General features: G+C 67.5%; 18 protein-coding genes. 12 read left to right on the top strand and 6 right to left on the bottom strand.

Annotation, left to right across the window (positions count from 1 at the left end; translation table 11 throughout):
* Nucleotides 1-62: 62 nt before the first annotated feature.
* Entirely contained in the window at nt 63-1,523 is a 1,461-nt protein-coding gene (gene creC / locus C1932_RS06220; protein WP_108761567.1) for a two-component system sensor histidine kinase CreC, read from the bottom strand.
* Nucleotides 1,524-1,525: 2 nt separating this feature from the next.
* The gene (gene creB, locus C1932_RS06215) at nt 1,526-2,260 is read right to left on the bottom strand and encodes a two-component system response regulator CreB (RefSeq protein WP_108761566.1); all 735 of its coding nucleotides are present in this window, start codon (nt 2,258-2,260) and stop codon (nt 1,526-1,528) included.
* 35 nt (nt 2,261-2,295) lie between these two features.
* On the opposite strand from creB, the gene rlmJ reads away from it, so the two are divergent.
* The 5 genes from rlmJ (at nt 2,296) to C1932_RS06190 (ending at nt 8,719) form a co-directional block, all read left to right on the top strand.
* Nucleotides 2,296-3,153, top strand: coding sequence for a 23S rRNA (adenine(2030)-N(6))-methyltransferase RlmJ (gene rlmJ / locus C1932_RS06210; RefSeq protein WP_108761565.1), 858 nt, complete (start codon nt 2,296-2,298; stop codon nt 3,151-3,153).
* A gap of 106 nt (nt 3,154-3,259) precedes the next feature.
* Complete coding sequence (locus C1932_RS06205; RefSeq protein ID WP_019659177.1) at nt 3,260-3,805, top strand: GNAT family N-acetyltransferase; 546 nt, start codon at nt 3,260-3,262, stop codon at nt 3,803-3,805.
* Between the two features lie 121 nt (nt 3,806-3,926).
* Complete coding sequence (gene mfd, locus C1932_RS06200; RefSeq protein WP_108761564.1) at nt 3,927-7,391, top strand: transcription-repair coupling factor; 3,465 nt, start codon at nt 3,927-3,929, stop codon at nt 7,389-7,391.
* Between the two features lie 82 nt (nt 7,392-7,473).
* Nucleotides 7,474-7,989 (top strand): hypothetical protein, encoded by a 516-nt coding sequence (locus tag C1932_RS06195; RefSeq protein WP_108761563.1) that lies wholly within the window; start codon nt 7,474-7,476, stop codon nt 7,987-7,989.
* A gap of 124 nt (nt 7,990-8,113) precedes the next feature.
* Complete coding sequence (locus C1932_RS06190) at nt 8,114-8,719, top strand: HD domain-containing phosphohydrolase (protein WP_108761562.1); 606 nt, start codon at nt 8,114-8,116, stop codon at nt 8,717-8,719.
* Nucleotides 8,720-9,064: 345 nt separating this feature from the next.
* On the opposite strand, the gene C1932_RS06185 is transcribed toward C1932_RS06190, so the two are convergent.
* Complete coding sequence (locus tag C1932_RS06185; protein ID WP_108761561.1) at nt 9,065-11,158, bottom strand: M13 family metallopeptidase; 2,094 nt, start codon at nt 11,156-11,158, stop codon at nt 9,065-9,067.
* Nucleotides 11,159-11,262: 104 nt separating this feature from the next.
* Between C1932_RS06185 and C1932_RS06180 the strand changes: the two genes are divergently transcribed.
* A complete protein-coding gene (locus C1932_RS06180; protein ID WP_108761560.1) occupies nt 11,263-11,685 on the top strand; it encodes a hypothetical protein in 423 nt (140 codons plus the stop codon).
* 126 nt (nt 11,686-11,811) lie between these two features.
* On the opposite strand, the gene gpmA is transcribed toward C1932_RS06180, so the two are convergent.
* The gene (gene gpmA, locus C1932_RS06175) at nt 11,812-12,561 is read right to left on the bottom strand and encodes a 2,3-diphosphoglycerate-dependent phosphoglycerate mutase (protein ID WP_108749003.1); all 750 of its coding nucleotides are present in this window, start codon (nt 12,559-12,561) and stop codon (nt 11,812-11,814) included.
* Nucleotides 12,562-12,768: 207 nt separating this feature from the next.
* Nucleotides 12,769-13,722, bottom strand: coding sequence for a cation diffusion facilitator family transporter (locus tag C1932_RS06170; protein WP_108761559.1), 954 nt, complete (start codon nt 13,720-13,722; stop codon nt 12,769-12,771).
* 201 nt (nt 13,723-13,923) lie between these two features.
* On the opposite strand from C1932_RS06170, the gene C1932_RS06165 reads away from it, so the two are divergent.
* Complete coding sequence (locus C1932_RS06165) at nt 13,924-15,339, top strand: diguanylate cyclase (protein ID WP_108761558.1); 1,416 nt, start codon at nt 13,924-13,926, stop codon at nt 15,337-15,339.
* Nucleotides 15,340-15,363: 24 nt separating this feature from the next.
* On the opposite strand, the gene C1932_RS06160 is transcribed toward C1932_RS06165, so the two are convergent.
* On the bottom strand, nt 15,364-16,551 hold the full coding sequence (locus tag C1932_RS06160; RefSeq protein WP_108761557.1) for an MFS transporter: 1,188 nt from the start codon (nt 16,549-16,551) through the stop codon (nt 15,364-15,366).
* 77 nt (nt 16,552-16,628) lie between these two features.
* Between C1932_RS06160 and C1932_RS06155 the strand changes: the two genes are divergently transcribed.
* The 5 genes from C1932_RS06155 to C1932_RS06135 all read left to right on the top strand — a co-directional run bounded on the left by C1932_RS06155 (nt 16,629) and on the right by C1932_RS06135 (nt 21,593).
* On the top strand, nt 16,629-17,057 hold the full coding sequence (locus C1932_RS06155) for a helix-turn-helix domain-containing protein (RefSeq protein WP_108761556.1): 429 nt from the start codon (nt 16,629-16,631) through the stop codon (nt 17,055-17,057).
* Nucleotides 17,058-17,150: 93 nt separating this feature from the next.
* Complete coding sequence (locus tag C1932_RS06150) at nt 17,151-17,486, top strand: DUF3649 domain-containing protein (RefSeq protein ID WP_199912010.1); 336 nt, start codon at nt 17,151-17,153, stop codon at nt 17,484-17,486.
* Nucleotides 17,483-19,072 carry a PepSY-associated TM helix domain-containing protein gene (locus tag C1932_RS06145; RefSeq protein WP_108761555.1) on the top strand — a complete coding sequence of 530 codons (1,590 nt, stop codon included), beginning with the start codon at nt 17,483-17,485 and terminating at the stop codon, nt 19,070-19,072. The genes C1932_RS06150 and C1932_RS06145 overlap by 4 nt, the downstream gene beginning before the upstream one ends.
* On the top strand, nt 19,069-19,368 hold the full coding sequence (locus tag C1932_RS06140; RefSeq protein ID WP_108761554.1) for a DUF3325 domain-containing protein: 300 nt from the start codon (nt 19,069-19,071) through the stop codon (nt 19,366-19,368). Before C1932_RS06145 ends, C1932_RS06140 begins: the two co-directional genes overlap by 4 nt.
* Before the next feature lie 17 nt (nt 19,369-19,385).
* Nucleotides 19,386-21,593 carry a TonB-dependent siderophore receptor gene (locus C1932_RS06135; protein ID WP_108761553.1) on the top strand — a complete coding sequence of 736 codons (2,208 nt, stop codon included), beginning with the start codon at nt 19,386-19,388 and terminating at the stop codon, nt 21,591-21,593.
* Nucleotides 21,594-21,657: the final 64 nt, after the last annotated feature.

The raw sequence follows: 21,657 nt of genomic DNA, 5'->3' as shown, positions 1-21,657 counted from the left end.
GGCCTGCAGGATGGACGCCGCCGGTGAGCGGGGTTTGTGGCGAATTTGAAGCGAGTGTGAAGTCAGCGCCGGGCGCGCGTGGCGGCGCTGCCAGCGGGCAACCACAGTTCGGCCAGGGTGCCGCCACCGTCGCGTGCCGCCAGGGCAGCGCGGCCGTCGTGCAGGCGGGCCACTTCCTGCACGAAGGGCAGGCCCAACCCGGAACTGCGGCGGCCACTGCCGGGCCGGGCCAGCGAGTAGAAGCGCTCGAACACGCGTTCGCGCGCGTAATCGGGAATACCGGCGCCGCGGTCGGCCACCTGCAGGCGCACGCCCTGCCCTTCGTTCTGTGCCGACAGTTCCACCACCGAACCGGGCGGCGAGAACGCCACCGCGTTGTCGATCAGGTTGTGCAGGGCCTGGCGCACCAGGTAGCCGTCGCCGTGTACGCGCAGACCTGCCGCAGCGTGGGCCACGACCTGTACGCCTGACGCCTGCGCGGCCACCTGTGCGGCGCCGGCGGCCTCATCCAGCAACGCAGACACCTCGATCGGCGCACGGGTCTGCAGCCAGCCGTGCTGTTCCACTTCGGCCAGCGCCAGCAGCTTGTCGATGGTTTCGGTCAACCGCTGCTGCTGGTCGACGATGCTGCGCGCGAAATGCGCGCGATCCGCATCGGGCATCGGTTCCTGCAGCAGCTCGGCCGCGCCACGGATCGCCGCCAGCGGGCTCTTCATTTCATGCGTGAGCGACTGCACGTACTGTTCAACGTAGGCCTTGCCTTCCAGCTTGCGGCGCATGGTTTCCAGCGCCTGGCCCAGTTCGCCGATCTCATCGCGGCGGCGTCGTGGCGGCGGCACCGGCTCGCCATTGGTCACCGCGCGCGCGTAGCGGCTGAGCTGGCCCAGGCCACGGGTCAGCCACACGGTTACCAGGATGCCCACCAGCGCCGACAGGCCGATCAGCCACGCACCGCGCTCGATGATGGCGCGCTGGCTGGCGGCGATGAACGGATCAATGCTGCGGTTGGGCTGGGCCAGGCTGAGCACGCCGATCAGGGTCTGGCCATCGGCCGGGTCGTACACCGGTGCGGCCACGTGCATCACCGTGTTGCCTTCTTCGCCCGGAATCTCCGGGCTGGACCGCGCGCCGTATTCGCCGCGCAGGGTGCGGTAGACATCGTTCCAGCGCGAATTGTCGCGCCCCACGTCGCGCCCCAGCGAATCGTAGATCACGATGCCGCGGGCGTCGGTGATGGTGACCCGGTAATCCAGCGCGCGCTTGGGAAAGCGCCAGACCATGGCCTTCAGGTCGCGCTGCCGCGCCTTGGCCAGGTTGCGGGTGAAGCTGCCGCTGCCGATGGTGCCGGCCTTGACGTCGGCGGCGGCCATCTCGGCCAGCACGTTGGCCGCATCCACCAGGGTCGATTCCATCGCCTGGCGCACGCCGGGCTTCACTTCGTTCACGAACACGCGCATCACGAAGAACGCGGCGATGCCCACGATCAGGAAGAAGCCCAGGAACAGTTTCAGCATCAGCCGCATGGCTACACCTGCAGGGCGTAACCCACGCCGCGGTGGGTGCGGATCGGGTCATCGCTGGCACCGGCCGCGCGCAGCTTGGCGCGCAGGGTCTTCACGTGGGTGTCGACGGTGCGGTCGGCGCTGTCGGCGCTGCTGTCCCAGCCACGGTCCATCAGCTGGGCGCGGCTGAGGATGGCCCCGGGGCGCTGCAGCAAGGCGTCCAGCAGGGCGTATTCGTAGCGGGTCAGCTCCAGCGGCTGGCCCTGGAAACGGATGCGCCGGCCCTCGCGATCGATCGCGAAGGCGCCGGTTTCGCGCCAGCCGCCGTCCTCGGCCGGGCCCGGGGCGGCGATGACGGGCGCTGGCACCCGGCGCAGGCGCGCCCGTACCCGTGCTACCAGCTCGCGCGGCGAGAACGGCTTGGTCATGTAATCGTCCGCGCCCAGTTCCAGGCCCAGCACCCGGTCCAGCTCGTCGTTGCGGGCGGTCAGGAAGATCACCGGCAGCTGCGCCACCGCGCCGGGCAGCGCACGCAGGCGCCGGCACACCTCGAAGCCGCCCAGGTCGGGCAGGCCCACATCCAGCACCAGCAGGTCGATGCCCCCGTCCTGCAGGCGCTGCAGCGCTTCCCCGCCCAACAGGCAGTGGCTGGCCGCATAGCCTTCGCTGCGCAGGGCGTAGAGCACGGTTTCGGCAATGGCGGCTTCGTCTTCGACCACCAGCACATGGGCAACGGGCGCTGTCATGGCGCGCAGCATAGCCGCTGCGGCAGCCGCCCCGTACACTGCCGCCCATGAACTATCGCCACGCCTTCCATGCCGGCAACCATGCCGATGTCCTCAAGCACATCGTGCAGTTGGCCCTGATCGACAGCTTCAAGCGCAAAGACAGCCCGTTCTTCGTGCTGGACACCCACGGCGGCGCCGGCCGTTACCTGCTGGCCAGCGAAGAAAGCCGCAAGACGCTGGAAGCCGAATCCGGGGTCATGCGCCTGATGGCCCAGCCCAAGCTGCCCGAGGTGGTCGAGCGCTACCTGAAGGCGGTGCAGGCCGACAACCCGGTGGGGGCGATGATCACCTACCCCGGCTCGCCGCTGCTGACCGCCCAGGCCATGCGCGCGCAGGACCGCATGGCGGTGTGCGAACTGCAGGAGGACGAGGCCGCTTCGCTCAAGGCCCTGTTCGCCCATGACAACCGGGTGGGCGTGCACCCTGGCGATGGCTACGGCCAGCTGCGTGCCCTGCTGCCGCCCAAGGTCAACGGCAGCAAGATCGGCCGCGGCCTGGTGCTGATCGACCCGCCTTACGAGGCGCAGGATGCCGAGTACCAGGCGATCCTGGCCGCGCTGGCCGAAACGCTGGCGCGCTGGCCGCAGGCCACCTGCGCGGTCTGGTTCCCGATCAAGCAGCGCCGCACCATCCTGCATTTCCTGCGCAAGGCCACCGCCCTGCCGGTGAAGTCGGCCCTGACCATCGAATTCCTGGTGCGCCCGGACGATTCCCCGCTGCGCCTCAACGGCAGCGGCATGCTGGTGCTCAACGCGCCTTGGCAGTTCGACCGGGTGGTCGGCCCGGCCCTGCCGGCGCTGCGCCAGCACCTGGGCGAACCGGGTGCCACGACCCGCCTGGACTGGCTGAAGACCGCCGAATAAGCGACGATCTGCCATCTTCACGAGGCTGTACGTGCGTGAGCCTTTTGTTCACGGAACACAGCCTCGGGGATGCCACAATCGATGGACCACCAAGGAACCACCCGGTATGGCCACTCGCAACCGCATGCCGCCCTGGCATGAGATCTTCAAGGCTCCCAGCGGCCACGAGCTGCTGATCCGCCCCATCCGCCCGGAAGACGGCGCGCCGCTGCAGGCCGCCTTCAGCCTGTTCGGGCCGGAAGAAATCCGCGACCGTTTCCTGCAGGCGGTCACCGAGCTTTCGCCGGAAACCACCCAGCGCCTGACCCACCCCAATCCGAAGACCGAGATCACCCTGGTCGCGGCCGAATCGCTGCCGGCCGGCGAAGCTGTGGTGGGCGCGGTGGCGCGCGCCTCGATCATCCCCGGTACCCGTGAAGCCGAGTACGCGATCCTGATCAGTCGCTTCCTGATCGGCCAGGGCCTGGGCCGTCAGCTGATGCGCAAGCTGGTGAAGTGGGGCCGCGGCAAGTACCTGGACCGCCTGTACGGCGATGTGGCCGCCGAGAACGAGCCGATGAAGCAGCTGGCCGCCTCGCTGGGCTTCAAGCCGGTGCCGCACCCCAACGGCGCCGAAGGCCTGGTGCGCATGGTGCTGGAACTGGACAATTGAGGTGACGCCGGGCCACGCCCGGCGTGCCTACCCAACCGCGACGTTCGCCGGGCATGGCCCGGCGCCACCGCGACCTTACGCACACGGTCACGACAAGGGCATCTGTTAAGATCGGCGGTCCATGTCGCGTACTCCATACCCCGCCCCGCCGCTGCCCCGTGCCGGCCAGCTTCGCGCCTGGTGGCGCGCCCCCGCCTCGCCCACTGCACTGGCCTGGTACCTGGTGCAGGCCGCACGTGCGCACACGGCACCGCTACTGGTCATCGCCCGTGACAACCACGGCGCCAGCCAGCTGGAAGCCGATCTGCACACCCTGCTGGGTGCCGATCCGTCGCTGCCGGTGGTCGCCTTCCCCGATTGGGAAACGCTGCCCTACGACCGCTTCAGTCCACATCCGGACATCATCTCGCAGCGCCTGGCCGCCCTGCACCGCCTGCCCACGCTGAAGCGTGGCGTGGTGATCGTGCCGGTGCAGACGCTGCTGCAGCAGCTGGCGCCGCAGAGCTATGTGATCGGCGGCAGCTTCGACCTGAAGGTCGGCCAGCGCCTGGATCTGGAGGCCGAGAAGCGCCGCCTGGAAAGCGCCGGCTACCGCAACGTGCCGCAGGTGATGGACCCGGGCGATTTCGCCGTGCGCGGTGGCCTGCTGGACGTGTTCCCGATGGGCGCCGACGAGCCGCTGCGGGTGGAACTGCTGGACGAGGACATCGATTCGATCCGCGCCTTCGACCCGGAAAGCCAGCGCTCGCTGGACAAGGTCGAGGCCGTGCATATGCTGCCCGGCCGCGAAGTGCCGATGGACGAGGCCAGCATCGCCCGCGTGCTGGCCACCCTGCGCGAACGCTTCGACGTGGATACCCGCCGCAGCGCGCTGTACCAGGATCTGAAATCCGGCCTGGCACCGGCCGGCATCGAGTACTACCTGCCGCTGTTCTTCGAACGCACCGCTACGCTGTTCGACTACCTGCCCGCAGGCAGCCTGCCGGTGCTCTGTGCCGGCGCCGGCGAGGCCGCCGAAACGTTCTGGACCCAGACCGCCGAGCGCTACGAACAGCGCCGCCACGATGTGGAACGGCCGCTGCTGCCGCCGTCGGCGCTGTACCTGTCGCCGGATCTGCTGCGCGAGCGCCTGAACGATACCTCGCGCATCGAAGTGTGGGCCGCCGACCATGCGCGCATCGCCGATGCGCATGCGCTGGGTGACCAGCCGCTGCCGCCGCTGCCGGTGGCCGCGCGCGAGGCACCGGCCGGCGATGCATTGAAATCCTTCCTGGCCCATTACCCGGGCCGGGTGCTGATCGCGGCCGATTCCCCGGGCCGCCGCGAAGCCCTGCTGGAAGTGCTGCAGGCGGCCGAACTGAAGCCGCCGGTGGTGGCCGATCTGCCGGCCTTCCTGGACAGCGCCGAGCGCTTTGCCATTACTGTGGCCGCACTGGAAGACGGTTTCGCGCTGGACGAACCGCGCATTGCGGTGCTTACCGAGCGTCAGCTGTTCCCCGAGCGCGCGGGCAGCACCCGTCGCACGCGCCGTGCCGGCCGCGAACCCGAAGCGATCATCCGCGACCTGGGTGAGCTGACCGAAGGCGCGCCCATCGTGCACGAAGACCATGGCGTGGGCCGCTACCGCGGCCTGATCGCGATGGACGTGGGCGGCATGCCCGGCGAGTTCCTGGAAATCGAGTACGCCAAGGGCGATCGCCTGTACGTGCCGGTGGCCCAGCTGCACCTGATCAGCCGCTATTCCGGCGCATCGGCGGAAACCGCGCCGCTGCACTCGCTGGGCGGCGAGCAATGGAGCAAGGCCAAGCGCAAGGCCGCCGAAAAGGTGCGCGACGTGGCCGCCGAACTGCTGGAAATCCAGGCGCGCCGCCAGGCCCGCGCCGGTCTGGCGCTGCACGTGGACCGCGCCATGTACGAACCGTTCGCCGCCGGCTTCCCGTTCGAAGAAACCCCCGACCAGCTGGCCGCCATCGACGCCACCCTGCGCGACCTGGCCAGCAGCCAGCCGATGGACCGCGTGGTCTGCGGCGACGTCGGCTTCGGCAAGACCGAAGTGGCCGTGCGCGCCGCCTTTGCGGCCGCCAGTGCCGGCAAGCAGGTGGCCGTGCTGGTGCCGACCACGCTGCTGGCCGAACAGCACTTCCGCAATTTCCGCGACCGCTTCGCCGATTACCCGATGAAGGTCGAAGTGCTGTCGCGCTTCAAGACCAGCAAGGAAATCAAGGCCGAGCTGGAAAAGGTCGCCGCCGGCACCATCGATGTGATCGTCGGCACCCATCGCCTGCTGCAGCCGGACGTGAAGTTCAAGGACCTGGGCATGGTCATCGTGGACGAGGAGCAGCGTTTCGGCGTGCGCCAGAAGGAAGCGCTGAAGGCGCTGCGCGCCAACGTGCACCTGCTGACCCTGACCGCAACCCCAATTCCGCGCACCTTGAACATGGCCATGGCCGGCCTGCGCGACCTGTCGATCATCGCCACCCCGCCGCCGAACCGGCTGGCGGTGCAGACCTTCATCACCCAGTGGGACAACGCGCTGCTGCGCGAGGCCTTCCAGCGCGAGCTGTCGCGCGGCGGCCAGCTGTACTTCCTGCACAACGACGTGGAAAGCATCGGCCGCATGCAGCGCGAGCTGTCCGAGCTGGTGCCCGAAGCGCGCATCGGCATCGCCCACGGGCAGATGCCCGAACGCGAGCTGGAAAAGGTGATGCTGGACTTCCAGAAGCAGCGCTTCAACGTGCTGCTGTCGACCACGATCATCGAATCGGGCATCGACATTCCCAACGCCAACACCATCATCATCAACCGCGCCGATCGCTTCGGCCTGGCCCAGCTGCACCAGCTGCGCGGCCGCGTGGGCCGTTCGCACCACCGCGCCTATGCCTACCTGGTGGTGCCCGACCGCCGCTCGATCACCCCGGATGCGGAAAAGCGCCTGGAAGCGATCGCCTCGATGGACGAACTGGGCGCCGGCTTCACCCTGGCCACGCACGATCTGGAGATCCGCGGCGCCGGCGAACTGCTGGGTGAGGACCAGAGCGGGCAGATGGCCGAGGTGGGCTTCAGCCTATACACCGAACTGCTGGAGCGCGCCGTACGCAGCATCCGCCAGGGCAAGCTGCCCGACCTGGATGCCGGCGAAGAAGTGCGCGGTGCCGAGGTCGAGCTGCATGTGCCGGCGCTGATTCCGGAAGACTACCTGCCGGACGTGCACACCCGCCTGACCCTGTACAAGCGCATTTCCAGCGCGCGCGACAGCGCCGAGCTGCGCGAACTGCAGGTGGAGATGATCGATCGCTTCGGCCTGCTGCCCGATCCGGCCAAGAACCTGTTCGCCATTGCCGAGCTGAAGCTGCAGGCCAACACGCTGGGCATCCGCAAGCTGGATCTTGGCGAGAACGGCGGCCGCATCGTGTTCGAATCCAAACCGAACATCGACCCGATGGCGGTGATCCAGCTGATCCAGAAGCAGCCCAACCTGTACGCAATGGAAGGGCCGGACAAGCTGCGCATCAAGCACCCGCTGCCGTTGCCGGAAGACCGTTTCAACGCCGCGCGCGCCCTGCTGCTGACCCTGGCCGTGCGCTGACTGCAATCCCCCGGTGCCTTTCCGCTGCGGGCGGTGGAAGGGCACGCTATTCGTTCCTGCGCCCGCGACAAGGAGTGTTGCTGTGAATCGTTTCGCCCCCCTTCTGCTGGCCACCAGTCTGGGCCTGATGGCCGCCTGCCACAGTGGCATGAGCAACCGCGATTACCTGTACGAGAACGTCGCCAGCTGGAACAGCATGGTGAACACGGTCCAGCTGTGGACCGAAGGCGCGCGTGGCGAAGCCTTCCATGCCGCGCTGCAGGACGGCAAGAGCCTGGAGCAGTTCCGCTTCGGCCTGGGCAACGCCCACAAGGAAGCCACCGACCGGCTGACCCATATCGAGCTGCTGACCCACGGCAAGGATGCCGATGCCCTGCACCAGGACCTGCGCGATTCGGTGCAGAGCACCGCCGACATGTTCGCGGTGATGCAGAAGATCGCCGCCCTGCCCGATGGCTACAGCGAAGAGCAGGTGACGCCGCTGCTGCAGGCACTGGATGAAGCCACCACGAAGATGGACACCGACATGCAGGCACTGAGCGATGCGCAGGACGCCTTCGCCAAGGCCAACCGCATCCAGCTGCAGACCACCGGCTGATCACCCGCGCGGCCAGCGCGCCACACGGTGCACAGGCCGCACGCGTTACCCTAGGTGCCACTCTTCCAGACCGGCCCGCTGCTGCGGGCCGGTCGCTTTCGCGCACTGCCTGCGCCTGCAACCGATGCCCCACTCCCAAGCCCCAGACCTGCTGCACGAACATGCCTGCCTGATCGATGCACTGTCGATGTCGCTGCAGATGCGCGATGCCTACACCCGCTACCACTGCGACCGGGTGGGCGTGCTGGCCCAGCGCCTGGCCGCGCACTGCGACCAGCAGGACGAGACCTGCGCGCTGATCGGCCTGGCCGCGCGTTTCCACGACATCGGCAAGATCGGCATTCCCGATGACGTGCTGCTCAGCCCGCGACGCCACACCAGCGAAGAGCGCGACATCATGCGCGAACATCCGGTGCGCGGCGAACACATCTTCCTGGCCACCGGGCGCAGCGATGCCACCGCCGTTGCGCGGGTGATCCGCGCCCACCATGAAGCCTTCGATGGCAGCGGCTATCCCGACGGCCTGCACGGCGAATCGATTCCGCTGGGCGCTCGCATCGTAGCCATCGCCGATGCCTACGACGCGATGACCAGCGCACGCCCCTACCGCGGCGCGATGGAACACGACGCCGTACTGCGCATCCTGGAAGAACAGTCCGGCGGACTGATCGATCCGTATGTACTCAAGCGCTTCCACGGCATGCTGAAGCGCGAACCAGCGCTGGCCTGATCGCCCGCCAATGCGCGGTAGAGTCGACTGGGTAGAGTCGACTGTCAGTCGACTGCTCTTCCCACCGACGGCGAAAAACCCCGCGCTGCGCGCGATAGCCGACTGGGTAGAGTCGACTGTCAGTCGACTGCTCTTCCCGCCGACGGCGAAAAACCCCGCGCTGCGCGCGATAGTCGACTGGGTAGAGTCGACTGTCAGTCGACTGCTCTTCCCACCGACGGCGAAAAACACCGCGCTGCGCGCGATAGTCGACTGACAGTCGACTCTACCCGGCTCTCCACCCCCACCACGCAAAAGGCCCGGCGTTCGCCGGGCCTTTCTGCAACTACGCCACTGCGGTGGTGATTACCAGATCACCACGCGCTTGTCGTCGGCGCGCACCATCGCATCGCCGGCCTTGCACTGGAACGCCGCAGCGAATGAAGGCATGTTCGACGGCGCGCCGTTGGCACGGAAGTTGGCCGGTGCGTGCGGATCGGTGTTCAGGCGCACACGCAGCTCGCCATCGGTGAAGTTGCGGCGCCACACCGTGGCCCAGTTCATGAAGAAGCGCTGGTCCTGGCTGTGGCCATCGACTTGGACATTCGCCTTCGGGTCTTCCTTCAGCGCCATCTGCAGCGCGTCGTAAGCCACGGTCAGGCCGCCCAGGTCGCCGATGTTCTCGCCCAGGGTCAGCTTGCCCTTCACGAACACGCCCGGCACCGACTCGTAGCCGTCGAACTGCGCCACCAGCTGGTCGGTGCGTTCGGTGAAGGCCTTGCGGTCAGCGTCGGTCCACCAGTTGTCGAAGTTGCCGTTGGCGGCGAACTGGCTGCCCGAATCGTCGTAGCCGTGCATCATTTCGTGGCCGATGACCGCACCGATACCGCCGTAGTTCAGCGCCGGATCGGCCTTGGCGTCGAAGAACGGCGCCTGCAGGATCGCCGCCGGGAACACGATCTCGTTCTTGGTGGCGTTGTAGTAGGCGTTCACCGTCTGCGGGGTCATGCCCCACTCGGTCTTGTCCACCGGCTTGCCGATCTTGTCCAGCATGTAGCGGTAGTTGAACGCGCGCGCCGCCTGCATGTTGCCCAGGTAGCTGTCACCGTTGGTCTGCAGGCCCGCCCAGTCACGCCACTTGTCCGGGTAACCGATCTTCGGGGTGAAGCTGGCCCACTTCTCCAGCGCCTTCTTCTTGGTTTCCTCGCCCATCCACGGCAGCTGCTCCAGGCGCGCCTTCAGCGCCTGCGACAGGTTTTCCACCAGGTGCTGCATGGCCACCTTCGATTCGGCCGGGAACACCGCATCGACGTACAACTGGCCCAGGGCTTCACCCATGCCACCGTTGACCGATTCCAGCACGCGCTTCCAGCGCGGCTGCATTTCCTTCTGGCCACGCAGGGTGGTGCCGTAGAAATCGAAGTTGGCCTTTTCGAAGGTGCTGCTCAGGTACGGCGAGGCATCGTCGATGGTGTGGAAGCGCAGGTAGGCCTGCCAGGTGCTGGCCGGCACGTCGGCCAGCATCTTGTCCATTTCACCGAAGAAGCCCGGCTGGGCCAGCGAGAACTTCTGCGCAGCCGGCACCTTCAGGGTGTCAAACAGCGCGGTCCAGCTGAAGTTCGGGGTCAGCTTGTCGGCGTCGGCGGCGCTGAGCGGGTTGTAGCGCTTGGCCGGGTCACGCATTTCGATGCGCGACATCGACGCCTTGGCCAGGCGGGTTTCGAAGGCCATCACGGCCTTGGCCTGCTCGGCGGCCTGTGCAGCGTCCACGCCGGACAGGGTCAGCACCTGGGCGATGTAGGCCACGTAGGCATCGCGGATCTTGGCCTGCGCTTCGTCGAAGTAGTAGCCCTTCTCCGGCAGGCCCAGACCGCCCTGGCCGACGTAGGCGATCACGTTGGCCGAATCCTTGTAGTCGGCGTTGGCAAACAGCGAGAACAGCACGCCCTTGCCCTCGGCCTGACTGTCGCGCAGGTACTGGGTGATGGCGGCGGTGTCGTTCAACGCGGCGATCTTGTCCAGCTGCGGCTGCAGCGGCGCCAGGCCGGCGGCTTCGATCTTGGCTTCGTCGTTGCCGGTCTTCCAGATATCACCGATCTTGGCTTCCACCGAACCGGCCTTGGCCTGGCTGGCGGCGGCCTGCTGCACCAGCGCGTGCTGCACTTCCAGCGAACGCTCGCGCAGGATCTCGAAGCTGCCCCAGGTGGTCTGGTCGCCCGGCACCGGGTTGGCGGTCAGCCACTTGCTGTTGACGAAGCCGTTGAGGTCGGTACAGGCGGCGATGGACGGGTCCAGGTCGGCGCTGTTGAGCGAGATCAGCGGGGTCTTGATCTGCGACAGATCGAAGGCCGGCTTGGCATCGGCGGTGGCCGCCGGCGCGGTTTCATTCTTGCCACAGGCGGCCAGCGAAGCAGCGATGGCGATGGTCAGGCCCAGCGGGACCAGGTTGCGGACGTTCATGGAGTCTCTCTCCGACGGCGAATCCTCAAGCCTAGCCGGGCCGCGGGTGCGGGGGACCGGCCAAAGGTCACAGGGCGTATGCCGGGCCGTTACCATCGTCGGCCATGAAGACCCTGACCCTGGCCACACGCTTGGAAGCGCCACTGCGACTCCACCCCAACAATCCCCAGCTGGTGGGCGTTGAACACCTGCCAGGCGCCATTGCCGCGCAGATGGCCGAAGCGCCAGGCGGGCACCTGTTGGCATGGTCCGCGGTGGAAGCCGGGATCGCAGGGTTCAGCCAGAACGGTCGCACGCTGTTGCTGCCGCTGCCGGTACTCAGCGCCGGCATTGGCAGCATGCGGCCGGCCAAGGGGCGCGGCTTCATCACCCTGTTCGTGCGCACGGACGACGGTCAGATGGTTGATGTGCTGGGTAGCGATACGTTCGATCAGGCGGTGCTGGATGGACTGCTTGGGCAGCGTGCGCCGTTGGGAGAATTGCTGGGGTGTGCGCTGGATGTGGAAGACTGGGGGCATGACTGCTGAAGGCGCAGCCATCGAGGAGCAGTCGAGCAAGCTCGACTCTACGGATCGCACGGTAGAGTCGAGCTTGCTCGACTGCTCTTTCCCAACCGCAAAGGGAAAGGCCGGCTTGCGCCGGCCTTCTGTTTCTTATTTCGCCTTGCCCTGGTTGGCCACGGCTTCGGCGGCCTTGCGCGCCGCTTCCGGGTCGCCCAGGTAACGGAACGACTTCACGGTCAGGTCGTCGTTCAGTTCGAACAGCAGCGGAATGCCGGTCGGGATGTTCAGCTCGAGGATTTCCTCGCGCGACACGTTGTTGAGGTACTTGTACAGCGCGCGCAGCGAGTTGCCGTGGGCGGTGACCAGCACAGTCTTGCCGTCCTTCAGCTGCGGCGCGATGGCGTCGTGCCAGTACGGCAGCACGCGGTCCAGGGTGGTGGCCAGCGATTCGGTGCCCGGCAGGGCGTTGCGGTCCAGGCCGGCGTAGCGGCGGTCGTGGATCGGGTGGCCCGGGTCGTCCAGCTCCATCGGCGGCGGCGGGATGTCGTACGAACGGCGCCACACCTTGACCTGGTCTTCGCCGTGCTTGGCGGCGGTCTCGGCCTTGTCCAGGCCCTGCAGGCCACCGTAGTGGCGCTCGTTCAGGCGCCAGGACTTGTTGACCGGCAGCCAGTCCTGGCCCAGTTCGGCCAGCGCGCCCTGCAGGGTGTGGATGGCGCGCTTCAGCACCGAGGTGTGGGCGACGTCGAACTGCAGGCCCTCTTCGCGCATCAGGCGGCCCGCGTTGGCGGCCTCGCTGCGGCCCTGGTCGGTCAGGTCGACATCGACCCAGCCGGTGAAGCGGTTGTCCAGGTTCCACTGGCTCTGGCCATGGCGCAACAGTACGAGTTTACGGGTCACTGCAGGGTCTCCAACGCGAGGAAAGGCAGGCGGGCATTGTAGCCCCGCCGGGCGCAACAGGGTCAGTTGGCCGGCTGGGTCGCGATGAAGGCAATGCCGACCGGTAGAGTCAACTGTCAGTCGACTGCTCTTCCCTCGGCCATCGAAAACCCCGCGCTGCGCGCGATAGTCGACTGACAGTCGACTCTACCGCCGGTATCCCGGTCGCTAGCGGTGCACGTGGCCATGATGGCCCTGAGCATCATGGTCATGGTCATGATCGTGCTTCGCCGGCTGCCCGCAGGCTTCCCCGCAATGGTCGGCCTCGATCTGCAGGGTCACGTGATCGATACCGAACTCCTCGTGCAAGCGCGTACTCAGCGTGCGGCGCAGGGCGTCGGCATCGCTGCCTTCGCGCATCACCACGTGCGCAGTCAGCGCCGGCGTGCTCGAGGCCAGCGCCCAGATGTGCAGGTCGTGCACATCCAGCACCGCCTCGTGGTCGCCCAGCCGTTCGCGTACCCGCGCCACATCGGTGCCCTTGGGCACGCCTTCCAGCAGCACGTTGATCGCCTCGCGCATCAGCACCCAGGTGCGCGGCAGCACCCACAGGCCGATCAGCACGGCCAGGATCGGGTCGATCGGCTTCCAGCCGGTCCAGCGGATCAGCAGCGCGCCCACGATCACCGCCACCGAACCGAGCATGTCGGCCCACACTTCCAGGTAGGCGCCCTTCACGTTCAGGCTTTCGCCGCTGCCGGCCTGCAGCAGGCGCATGGAAATCAGGTTGATCACCAACCCGATCGCGGCGATCACAAGCATGCCGGTCGAGGCGATCTCCTGCGGCTGGCGGAAGCGCTCGATCGCTTCCCACAGAATGTAGGCGGCCACCACGAACAGCATGGCGCCGTTGATCATCGCGCCCAACGCTTCCAGCCGCGCATAGCCATAGGTGCGGCGCGCATCGGGCGGCCGCCGGCTCAAGCGCACCGCCACCAACGCGATCATCAGCGCCAGCGTATCGGTGGCCATGTGCGCCGCATCGGACAGCAGCGCCAGGCTGTTGGTCCAGAACGCGCCCACCACTTCCACCAGCAGGAAGGTGGTGGTCAGCCCCAGCGCCCACCACAGCGGCTTTTCATGGCGGATTTCGGACGGCAGGTGATCGTGGTCGTGGCCCATGGCGAAGTTCCTGTGCAATGCGGTCAGGCTACGCCGCGCAGGCGCGGGAGACTATTACGCTGTTTATAACATTGCAGTGCAGGCCACCCCTCACGCGCGCCGCGCAGGCTGCACCGCACGTAAACTGGCGGCGCAACCGCGCTCAACCGCGCACGCCCGCAGCCGATACCGCTACGCCGCCTTACACCGCACGAGAACACCGTGGACACACCCCATCTGGACGATGCCAGCCAACCGCTGGCCGAGGCCTGGCAGCACAGCCTGCAGCAGGCCGGCCCGGCTGCCACCGCACTGCTGCATCGCGTGGCCAGCGACGCCCCGCCGCTGCTGGCGCAGCGCTTCTATGAAGTCTTGCTGGACGATGCGCGCGCCCGTCGCTTCCTGTCCCACGAACAGGTGAAGCATCGCCTGCAGCCGGCCATGCAGCGCTGGCTGGTGCAGCTGCTCACCACGGACACGGGCGCGGTCGCCAGCGGCGTTGCGGCGCAGCGGGTGATCGGCGATGTGCACGCGCGCGTGGGCATTCCGGTGGACCTGGTCACCCGCGGCGCACGGGTACTGAAACACGATCTGTTCGCACGACTGCAGGCGCAGGCCAGCGACAGTGCCACCGCATTTGCGGCCATCACCTGCCTGAGCACGGTGATGGACATTGCCATGGAAGGCATGACCCTGGCCTACACCCATGCCCGCGAGCGTTCATCGCGTACCGATGCGGCCTATCGCCTGTTCTCGCTGGTGCAGAACGTGAGCACCGAACGCGAGCGCCAGCGCGCCCTGCTGCTGGATTGGGAAAACACCCTGCTGTACACGCTGGCTGGCCACGCCAGCAGCAGCGACAGCGCCAGCCTGGCCACCTCCGAATTCGGCCTGTGGTTCACCCACAAGGGCATTCCCAGTTTTGGTGAAAGCAGCGAAACCCAGCAGGTGGGGCAACTGATCGCCCGCATCGACAGCGGGCTGCAGCACGCCATCGCAGACAACCCTGCACAGCGTCTGGCGCAGCTGCCTGCCATCCGCCAAGACCTGGCCAGCATCCGCACGCTGATGACCCTGTTGTTCGAGCGCGTCGGTGAACTGGACGCCGGCAGTGACACGCTGACCAACCTGCTCAACCGCCGCTTCCTGCCCACCGTGCTGCGCCGCGAGATCGAACTGGCCACCCGCCACCAGACCCCGTTCTCGCTGCTGCTGCTGGACCTGGACCATTTCAAGGCCATCAACGATGGCCACGGCCACGATGCCGGTGACCGCGCCCTGCAGCACGTGGCCACGCTGCTCAGCCAATCCACCCGGGGCAGCGACTACCTGTTCCGCTACGGCGGCGAAGAGTTCGTGGTGGTGCTGGTGGCCGCCAGCCAGTCGCAGGCGGCGGTCATTGCCGAGGGCCTGCGCCGACAGATTGCGCAATCGCCGGTCGCGTTGGCCGATGGCACGGTGCTGTCGTTGAGCGCCAGCATCGGCGTGGCCGGCCACGATGGGCACCCCGACTACGAACGCCTGATGGCACGTGCGGACGCGGCGATGTATGCGGCCAAGCGGGGCGGCCGCAACCGCGTGGTGGTGGCCGATGCCGCGCTGCCCGAACCACCGGGACGGCGCGCACAACCGCGCTGAATCAGGCGCGGCGCCGAACGCACGTCACTGCGCCGCGCTTCGACCTTCGGTGCGGCGCCAGAACGCCCACCAGCCCAGCGCCAGCAGGGCAATGGCCGCGCCCGCCGCACACACGGCGGCCCAGCCCCAGCGCATCTGCAACCAGGGGCCCAGCGCCCCGCCCACGCCACTGCCCATCGCATAGAACAGCATGTACAGCGCCACCAGGCGCCCATGCTGCTGCGGCGGCGCGCGCAGCAGCAGTGCCTGGTTGGACACGTGCAGGGCCTGCCCCCCCAGATCCAGCACCACCACGCCCAGCAGCAGTACTGCCACCGACTGCGGCAGGCTCAGCAGTAGCCACCACGCCAGCAGCATCAGCAGCAACGACGCCAGGCTCACGCGGTGGGCAAACCCGCGGTCCATCCACTGGCCCACGCGCGCGGCCAGCACGGCACCGAACGCACCGGCCAGACCCAGCGCGCCGATGGCGGCGGTGGACCAACCCAGCGCCGGGGCCGACAACGGCAGCGGCACCGCGGCCCAGAACACGTTCAGCCCAGCAAACAGCATCAGTGCCAACGGACCGCGTTCGCGCAGCGCCGGGTTGCCGCGCAGCATGGCGAGCATGCCGGCATACAACGCACGTACAGACGGCAGCACCGTCGGTGCTGGCATGGCCGGCAGCCGTCGCCACAGCAGCAGCCCCAGCGTCGCCACCAACACCGCCGACAGCAAATACACCGCGCGCCAGCCAGCCACCGTGGCCACGGCACCCGACACCACGCGCGCCAGCAACAGACCGATGAACACCCCGCCCTGTACCGTGCCGACCGCACGCCCCCGTTCGTGCTCGGCGGCCAGGCCGGCCGTGCAGGCAATCAGCCCCTGGGTCAGCGCGGTACCGAGCAGCCCCACCAGCACCATGCCCAGCAGCAGCCCTGCAGGGCTCTTCGCCGCTGCCACACCCAGCAGGGCCAGCACCAGCGCGCCCATCTGCAGGCGCAGCAATCGCCGGCGATCCAGCCGATCGGCCAGCGGCAGCAGCACCAGCAATGCCAGCACGCTGCCGGCCTGGGTGGCCGCCACCACCCACCCGGCCAGCGCAGGCGCCAGCGCGAACGCGTGGGCCAGCTCGGCCAGCAAGGGCTGCGCGTAATAGACATTGGCCACGCTGGCGCCCGCGGCGATGGCCAACAGACCCCGCAGCGAAGAAGAAAGAGACGAAGGCATGATTGTGGTTTCATTTTGCAACCAGGTGCACGGTAGCGATTCCGGTTTTAAACTGCAACCAGAATCCGGAGTCGCCCATGCACGCTGACAGCCCCTGCCCCGTTGCCCGCACCGTCGATCTGCTCGGCGACCGCTGGGCCCTGCTGATCCTGCGCGATGCCTTCGACGGCGTGGCCCGCTTCAGCGATTTCCAGCGCAGCCTGGGCGCGGCCCGCAACATCCTCAGCGACCGCCTGCGGCGCCTGCTCGACGCCGGCCTGCTGCACCAGCAGCCCGCCGCCGATGGCAGCGCCTATCACGAGTACGTGCTGACCGCCGCGGGCCAGGACCTGTTCCCGGTGCTGGTGGCCCTGCGCCAGTGGGGCGAACGCCACTGCTTCGCGGCCGGCGAAGCGCATTCGCTGCTGACCGAGCGCAGCAGCGGCCGCGCCCTGCCCTACATGCAGCCGCGGGATCACAACGGCCAGCCGTTGCCCGCGCACGCCACCCTGGTGCGCAAGCTGTAGGCGGTGGCATCCCCCGAATGGGGGACTCGACAGGGTCACCGGCGTCAAATAGCATTCAATTGCAATTGCATACGGTTCTCATTGACATCGGCGATGGCCGCTCCTACCTCTCCTTCTGCTGCCGGCACTTCGCCGGCCAAGCGCGTGGCGCGCGGTAACGGTCATGCCCTGCTGTGGGCACGTGGGCTGCTGGCGCTGCTGGGCGGTTACGCCGTGGCCGCCTGCTGGGCCGCCGCACTGGCGCGTCTGCTGCCCGGCGCGAAGGCCGATGCCACCCTGGTGGCCACCATGGCTGCGTTCGTGGTCTATGCACTGGCCGCCATCTGGGCCTACGCCGCGCGCAGCACCCTGCGTGCCGCCGTGGGTCTGCTGGGCGCGGGCACTCTGGCTGCGCTGATCGCCTGGCTGCTGCGCGGGAACATCGCATGAGCAGCGCCGACAACCTGGGCGGCATCCGCCAATCGCAATCGGTGCTGCACACCTGGTCGGGCCTGGTGGTCGGCTGGGTGCTGTTCCTGATCTTCATTGCCGGTACCTCCTCGTACTGGAAGGAAGAACTGACCCGCTGGATGCAGCCGGAAATCGGCCTGCCCGCCGATGCCAGCACCGCCGTGGACCAGGCCCAGCAGTTCCTGGCGCGCACCGCGCCGGACGCGCAGCGCTGGAGCATCGAACTGCCCGATTCGCGCAGCAGCGCCACCGCGGTCAGTTGGCAACCCAAGGGCGAGAAGGAACGCCGGCGCGGCCAGCGCAATCCCAACCAGGCCACCCTGGATGCCAACGGCACGCCCGTGCAGGTGCGCGAGACACGCGGCGGCAACTTCTTCTACCGCCTGCATTTCGATCTGCACTACGTGCCGGTGCTGTGGGCGCGGTGGTTCATCAGTGCCTGTTCCATGCTGATGCTGGTGGCGATCATCAGCGGTGTCATCACCCACAAGAAGATCTTCACCGACTTCTTCACCTTCCGCCGTGGCAAGGGCCAACGCACCTGGCTGGACGGCCACAACGCGCTGGCGGTGCTGTCGCTGCCGTTCCATCTGATGATCACCTACACCGGTCTGATCACCCTGATGACCCTGTACATGCCGTGGGCGGTGGATGCGAACTACCCCGGTGGCCGCGATGCGTTCTTCGCCGAACTGTTCCCGCGTGCGGAAAAGGTCGAGCCCAGTGGCGTGGCCGCTGTGCCGCCCGCGCTGGCCCAGGTGCTGCGCCGTGCGGAACTGCAGTGGGGTGGTGGCCACGCGGCGTCGTTGCAGATCGACCAGCCAGGCGATGCGTCCATGCGCATTGCCGTGCGCCGCCAGCAGGCCGACCAGATTGCCGGGGCCAACGACACGCTCACCTTTGACGCGCGCGGCGAACTGCTGGACGCTGCACCACCGCGCTCGGCCGCCGTTATCACCCGCGACGGTATGATCGGGCTGCACGCGGCACGTTTCGCGCCCACCACGATGCGCTGGCTGTTCTTCCTGTCCGGCGTGGCCGGCACGCTGATGGTCGCCACCGGGCTGGTGGTGTGGACGGTGAAGCGGCGCACCCAGCTGCCCGATCCTGCGCGTCCGCACCTGGGTTTCCGCATTGTGGAACGCCTGAACATCGGCTTCGTCAGTGGCCTGCCGGTGGCCATGCTGGCCTTCCTGTGGGGCAACCGCCTGCTGCCGGTGGAACTGGCCAACCGCAGCGATGCCGAAGTGAAAGTGTTCTTCTACGCATGGGCGGCCTGCCTGCTGCACGCGCTGCTGCGCCCGGCCCGTCGCGGCTGGGTGGAACAACTGGCCGTGGCCGGCGTCTTGGCGCTGGGCCTTCCGCTGTACAACCTGGTGGTCTGGCACGGTGGCGCGGTCAGTGCGCTGGCCAACGGTGATGGCGCCCGGGCCGGCATCGACATCGGCCTGCTGCTGATCGGTGCCAGCCTGTTGTGGGCCGCGCGCAAGGTGCATCGTTTCGTGCCGGCACAACGCAAGCCGCGTGCCGCACGCGCCGCCCCGGCGGCCGAGGCCAGCGCATGAGCGCGCTCGCCCTGCTGCTGGCGGCCTTCGGCTTCGTCTGCCTGGCGCTGGCAATGGAACGCCACCATCGCGACGTCACCGGTCATACACCGGCCGCGCCGCGCCGCCGCGTGCTGCGCCTGCTGGGCGCGGCCGCGCTGGCGGCCAGCCTGGCACCCAGCATCGCCGCCTGGGGCGTTGCCCAAGGGTTCGTGGGCTGGTGTGGCGTGCTCGCCGCCGGAGCCGGCGCCATGGTGCTCTGGCTCAGTTTCCGCAGCCCGGCCAAGCCGGCGCCACGCCCGTCTTCCCGTTCCTGAACTAGAAAGGTCATTGCATGAAGCACACCCACTCTGGCGCCCTGCGCCGGAACGCCCTCGCCTTGTCGCTCGCCTGCGCCGCCGCGCCGGCGTTCGCCCAGGACACCGCGCCGACCACCACCGAACTGGACCGGGTGATGGTGACCCAGCGCACCGAGGGCTACCAGGTCTATGGCACCAACACCGCCACCAAGCTGCCGCTGACCCTGCGCGAAACACCGCAGTCGCTGACCGTGTTCACCCGCCAGCGCATCGAGGATTTCAACCTCATCACGATTTCCGAAGTGCTGCAGCAGACGCCGGGCGTCACCATCCAGTCGTATGACAGCAACCGCACGCTGTTCAACGCGCGTGGCTTTGCCATCAACAACTTCATGTTCGATGGCATTCCCACCAACTACACCACCGGCGCCGGCGGCAACTCGATCCTCAGCGACACCTCCATCTACGAACGAATTGAAGTGGTGCGCGGCGCCAGCGGCCTGGTCACCGGCTCGGGCAACCCGTCGGCCACGGTGAACATGGTGCGCAAGCGCCCGACCGAAACCTTCCAGGCCAGCACCAGCCTCAGCGCCGGTTCGTGGGATTACAAGCGCGCCGAAGTGGATGTGTCCGGTCCTCTCAGCAAGAGTGGCCGCGTGCGCGGTCGTTTCGTCGGCGCCTACACCGACAAGGAAAGCTGGGTGCGCTTCCAGCATGACAAGTCGCCCAGCCTGTACGGGGTGATCGAAGCGGACCTGACCGACAGCACCCGCCTGCGCGCAGGCATCGATTACCTGAAGACCGGTTCCGACGGTGGCGCCTGGAGCGCCTCGCCCCTGTACTTCCGCGATGGCAGCCGTGCGCACATGTCGCGTTCCTACAGCGCCGCCGCGCGCTGGAACGAATGGAACCGCAAAAGCACCAACTACTTCGCCACCCTGGAACAGCAGTTCGGCGCCGGCTGGAGTGGCCGCCTGGCCTACAACCACCGCGCCACCGATACCGATTCGCTGCTGCTGGCCGGTTCCAACACCGGCAACTGGGCCGACCCGGTCACCGGCCTGAGCCTGCGCATTGCCGATACCTATTCGGTGTCCGAAACCCGCGAAGATGCCTTCGACCTGTACGCGTCCGGTCCGTTCCAGCTGTTCGCCCGTTCGCACGAACTGGTGGTGGGCATCAACCACTACGACCGTGACCTGGACACCATCCGCGCCGGCATCACCTCGCGCCCGTACAACGTAGCCGCCTTCCCCAGCATCTTCAGCTGGGATGGCAACATCGGCAAGCCGACCACCTACAACTACGGCATTCCGTCCAGCACGGTGAACACCACCGAGACCGGCTACTACGCCGCCGTGCGCCTGAACCCGATCGACCCGCTGAAGATCATCGCCGGCGCACGCTATTCCGATTACCGCACCACCACCGACAACTACAACACCGACGGTGTGTTCACCAGCCGCAGCGCGCGCACCACCGCCCATGAGCTGACCCCGTACGTGGGCGTGCTGTACGACCTGGGCAGCAACATCACCGCCTTTGCCAGCTATTCGGACGTGTTCCAGGCCACCGCCCGGCGCGACATCAACAACCAGCTGCTGGACCCCACCACCGGTGGCAACTACGAGTACGGCCTGAAGGCCGACTTCTTCGGCGGCCGCCTGTACGCCGCGTTGAACGGCTTCTACATGAAGCAGGACAACGTGGCCGAGCTGGACCCGAACGGCGGCGAGATCAAGCTGCCCGATGGCAGTTCGCCGTACATCGCCAGCCGAGGTATCACCACAAAGGGTGGCGAGTTCGAAGTCTCCGGTTCGATCAACGACCACTGGAGCATGACCGGCGGCTACACCTACAGCTACAGCAGCAACCCCGATGGCAGCCGCTTCGCCAGCACCAGCCCGATGCACCTGGCCCGATTCAATACCACCTGGACCCATGGCCAGTGGACGCTGGGCGGCGGTGTCAGTGTGCAGAGCGAGATCTACCAGATGCAGCCTATTCCCACCGGGCGCTTCAATGCCAACGGCACCCCGGTTACCGCCACCGGCAAGATGAGCCAGGGCGGCTACGTGCTGTTCGACCTGATGGGCCGCTACCGCATCAACGACAACCTGAGCGTAGGCGTGACCGTCACCAACCTGTTCGACAAGGTCTACTACCGCAACGTCGGCTTCTTCAACTCCGGCTACTGGGGTGAACCGCGCCGCGTGCTGTTCAATCTGCGCGCGAAGTTCTGAGCAACGGCGTAGCATCAGGGGCGGGCTTTCGGGTCCGCCTTTTTTTTGCCCGCCAAGGAAACAC

It is taken from the genome of Stenotrophomonas sp. YAU14D1_LEIMI4_1 (genome assembly GCF_003086815.1).
Classification (GTDB): domain Bacteria; phylum Pseudomonadota; class Gammaproteobacteria; order Xanthomonadales; family Xanthomonadaceae; genus Stenotrophomonas.
This window is presented reverse-complemented; position numbering and strand designations above follow the sequence as displayed.

What these genes read in the sequence shown, in the direction of transcription:
- creC (WP_108761567.1), bottom strand. Translation starts at nt 1,523, where the DNA reads ATGCGGCTGATGCTGAAACTGTTCCTGGGCTTCTTCCTGATCGTGGGC.
- creB (WP_108761566.1), bottom strand. Translation starts at nt 2,260, where the DNA reads ATGCTGCGCGCCATGACAGCGCCCGTTGCCCATGTGCTGGTGGTCGAA.
- rlmJ (WP_108761565.1), top strand. Translation starts at nt 2,296, where the DNA reads ATGAACTATCGCCACGCCTTCCATGCCGGCAACCATGCCGATGTCCTC.
- C1932_RS06205 (WP_019659177.1), top strand. Translation starts at nt 3,260, where the DNA reads ATGGCCACTCGCAACCGCATGCCGCCCTGGCATGAGATCTTCAAGGCT.
- mfd (WP_108761564.1), top strand. Translation starts at nt 3,927, where the DNA reads ATGTCGCGTACTCCATACCCCGCCCCGCCGCTGCCCCGTGCCGGCCAG.
- C1932_RS06190 (WP_108761562.1), top strand. Translation starts at nt 8,114, where the DNA reads ATGCCCCACTCCCAAGCCCCAGACCTGCTGCACGAACATGCCTGCCTG.
- C1932_RS06185 (WP_108761561.1), bottom strand. Translation starts at nt 11,158, where the DNA reads ATGAACGTCCGCAACCTGGTCCCGCTGGGCCTGACCATCGCCATCGCT.
- C1932_RS06180 (WP_108761560.1), top strand. Translation starts at nt 11,263, where the DNA reads ATGAAGACCCTGACCCTGGCCACACGCTTGGAAGCGCCACTGCGACTC.
- C1932_RS06170 (WP_108761559.1), bottom strand. Translation starts at nt 13,722, where the DNA reads ATGGGCCACGACCACGATCACCTGCCGTCCGAAATCCGCCATGAAAAG.
- C1932_RS06160 (WP_108761557.1), bottom strand. Translation starts at nt 16,551, where the DNA reads ATGCCTTCGTCTCTTTCTTCTTCGCTGCGGGGTCTGTTGGCCATCGCC.
- C1932_RS06155 (WP_108761556.1), top strand. Translation starts at nt 16,629, where the DNA reads ATGCACGCTGACAGCCCCTGCCCCGTTGCCCGCACCGTCGATCTGCTC.
- C1932_RS06150 (WP_199912010.1), top strand. Translation starts at nt 17,151, where the DNA reads ATGGCCGCTCCTACCTCTCCTTCTGCTGCCGGCACTTCGCCGGCCAAG.
- C1932_RS06145 (WP_108761555.1), top strand. Translation starts at nt 17,483, where the DNA reads ATGAGCAGCGCCGACAACCTGGGCGGCATCCGCCAATCGCAATCGGTG.
- C1932_RS06140 (WP_108761554.1), top strand. Translation starts at nt 19,069, where the DNA reads ATGAGCGCGCTCGCCCTGCTGCTGGCGGCCTTCGGCTTCGTCTGCCTG.
- C1932_RS06135 (WP_108761553.1), top strand. Translation starts at nt 19,386, where the DNA reads ATGAAGCACACCCACTCTGGCGCCCTGCGCCGGAACGCCCTCGCCTTG.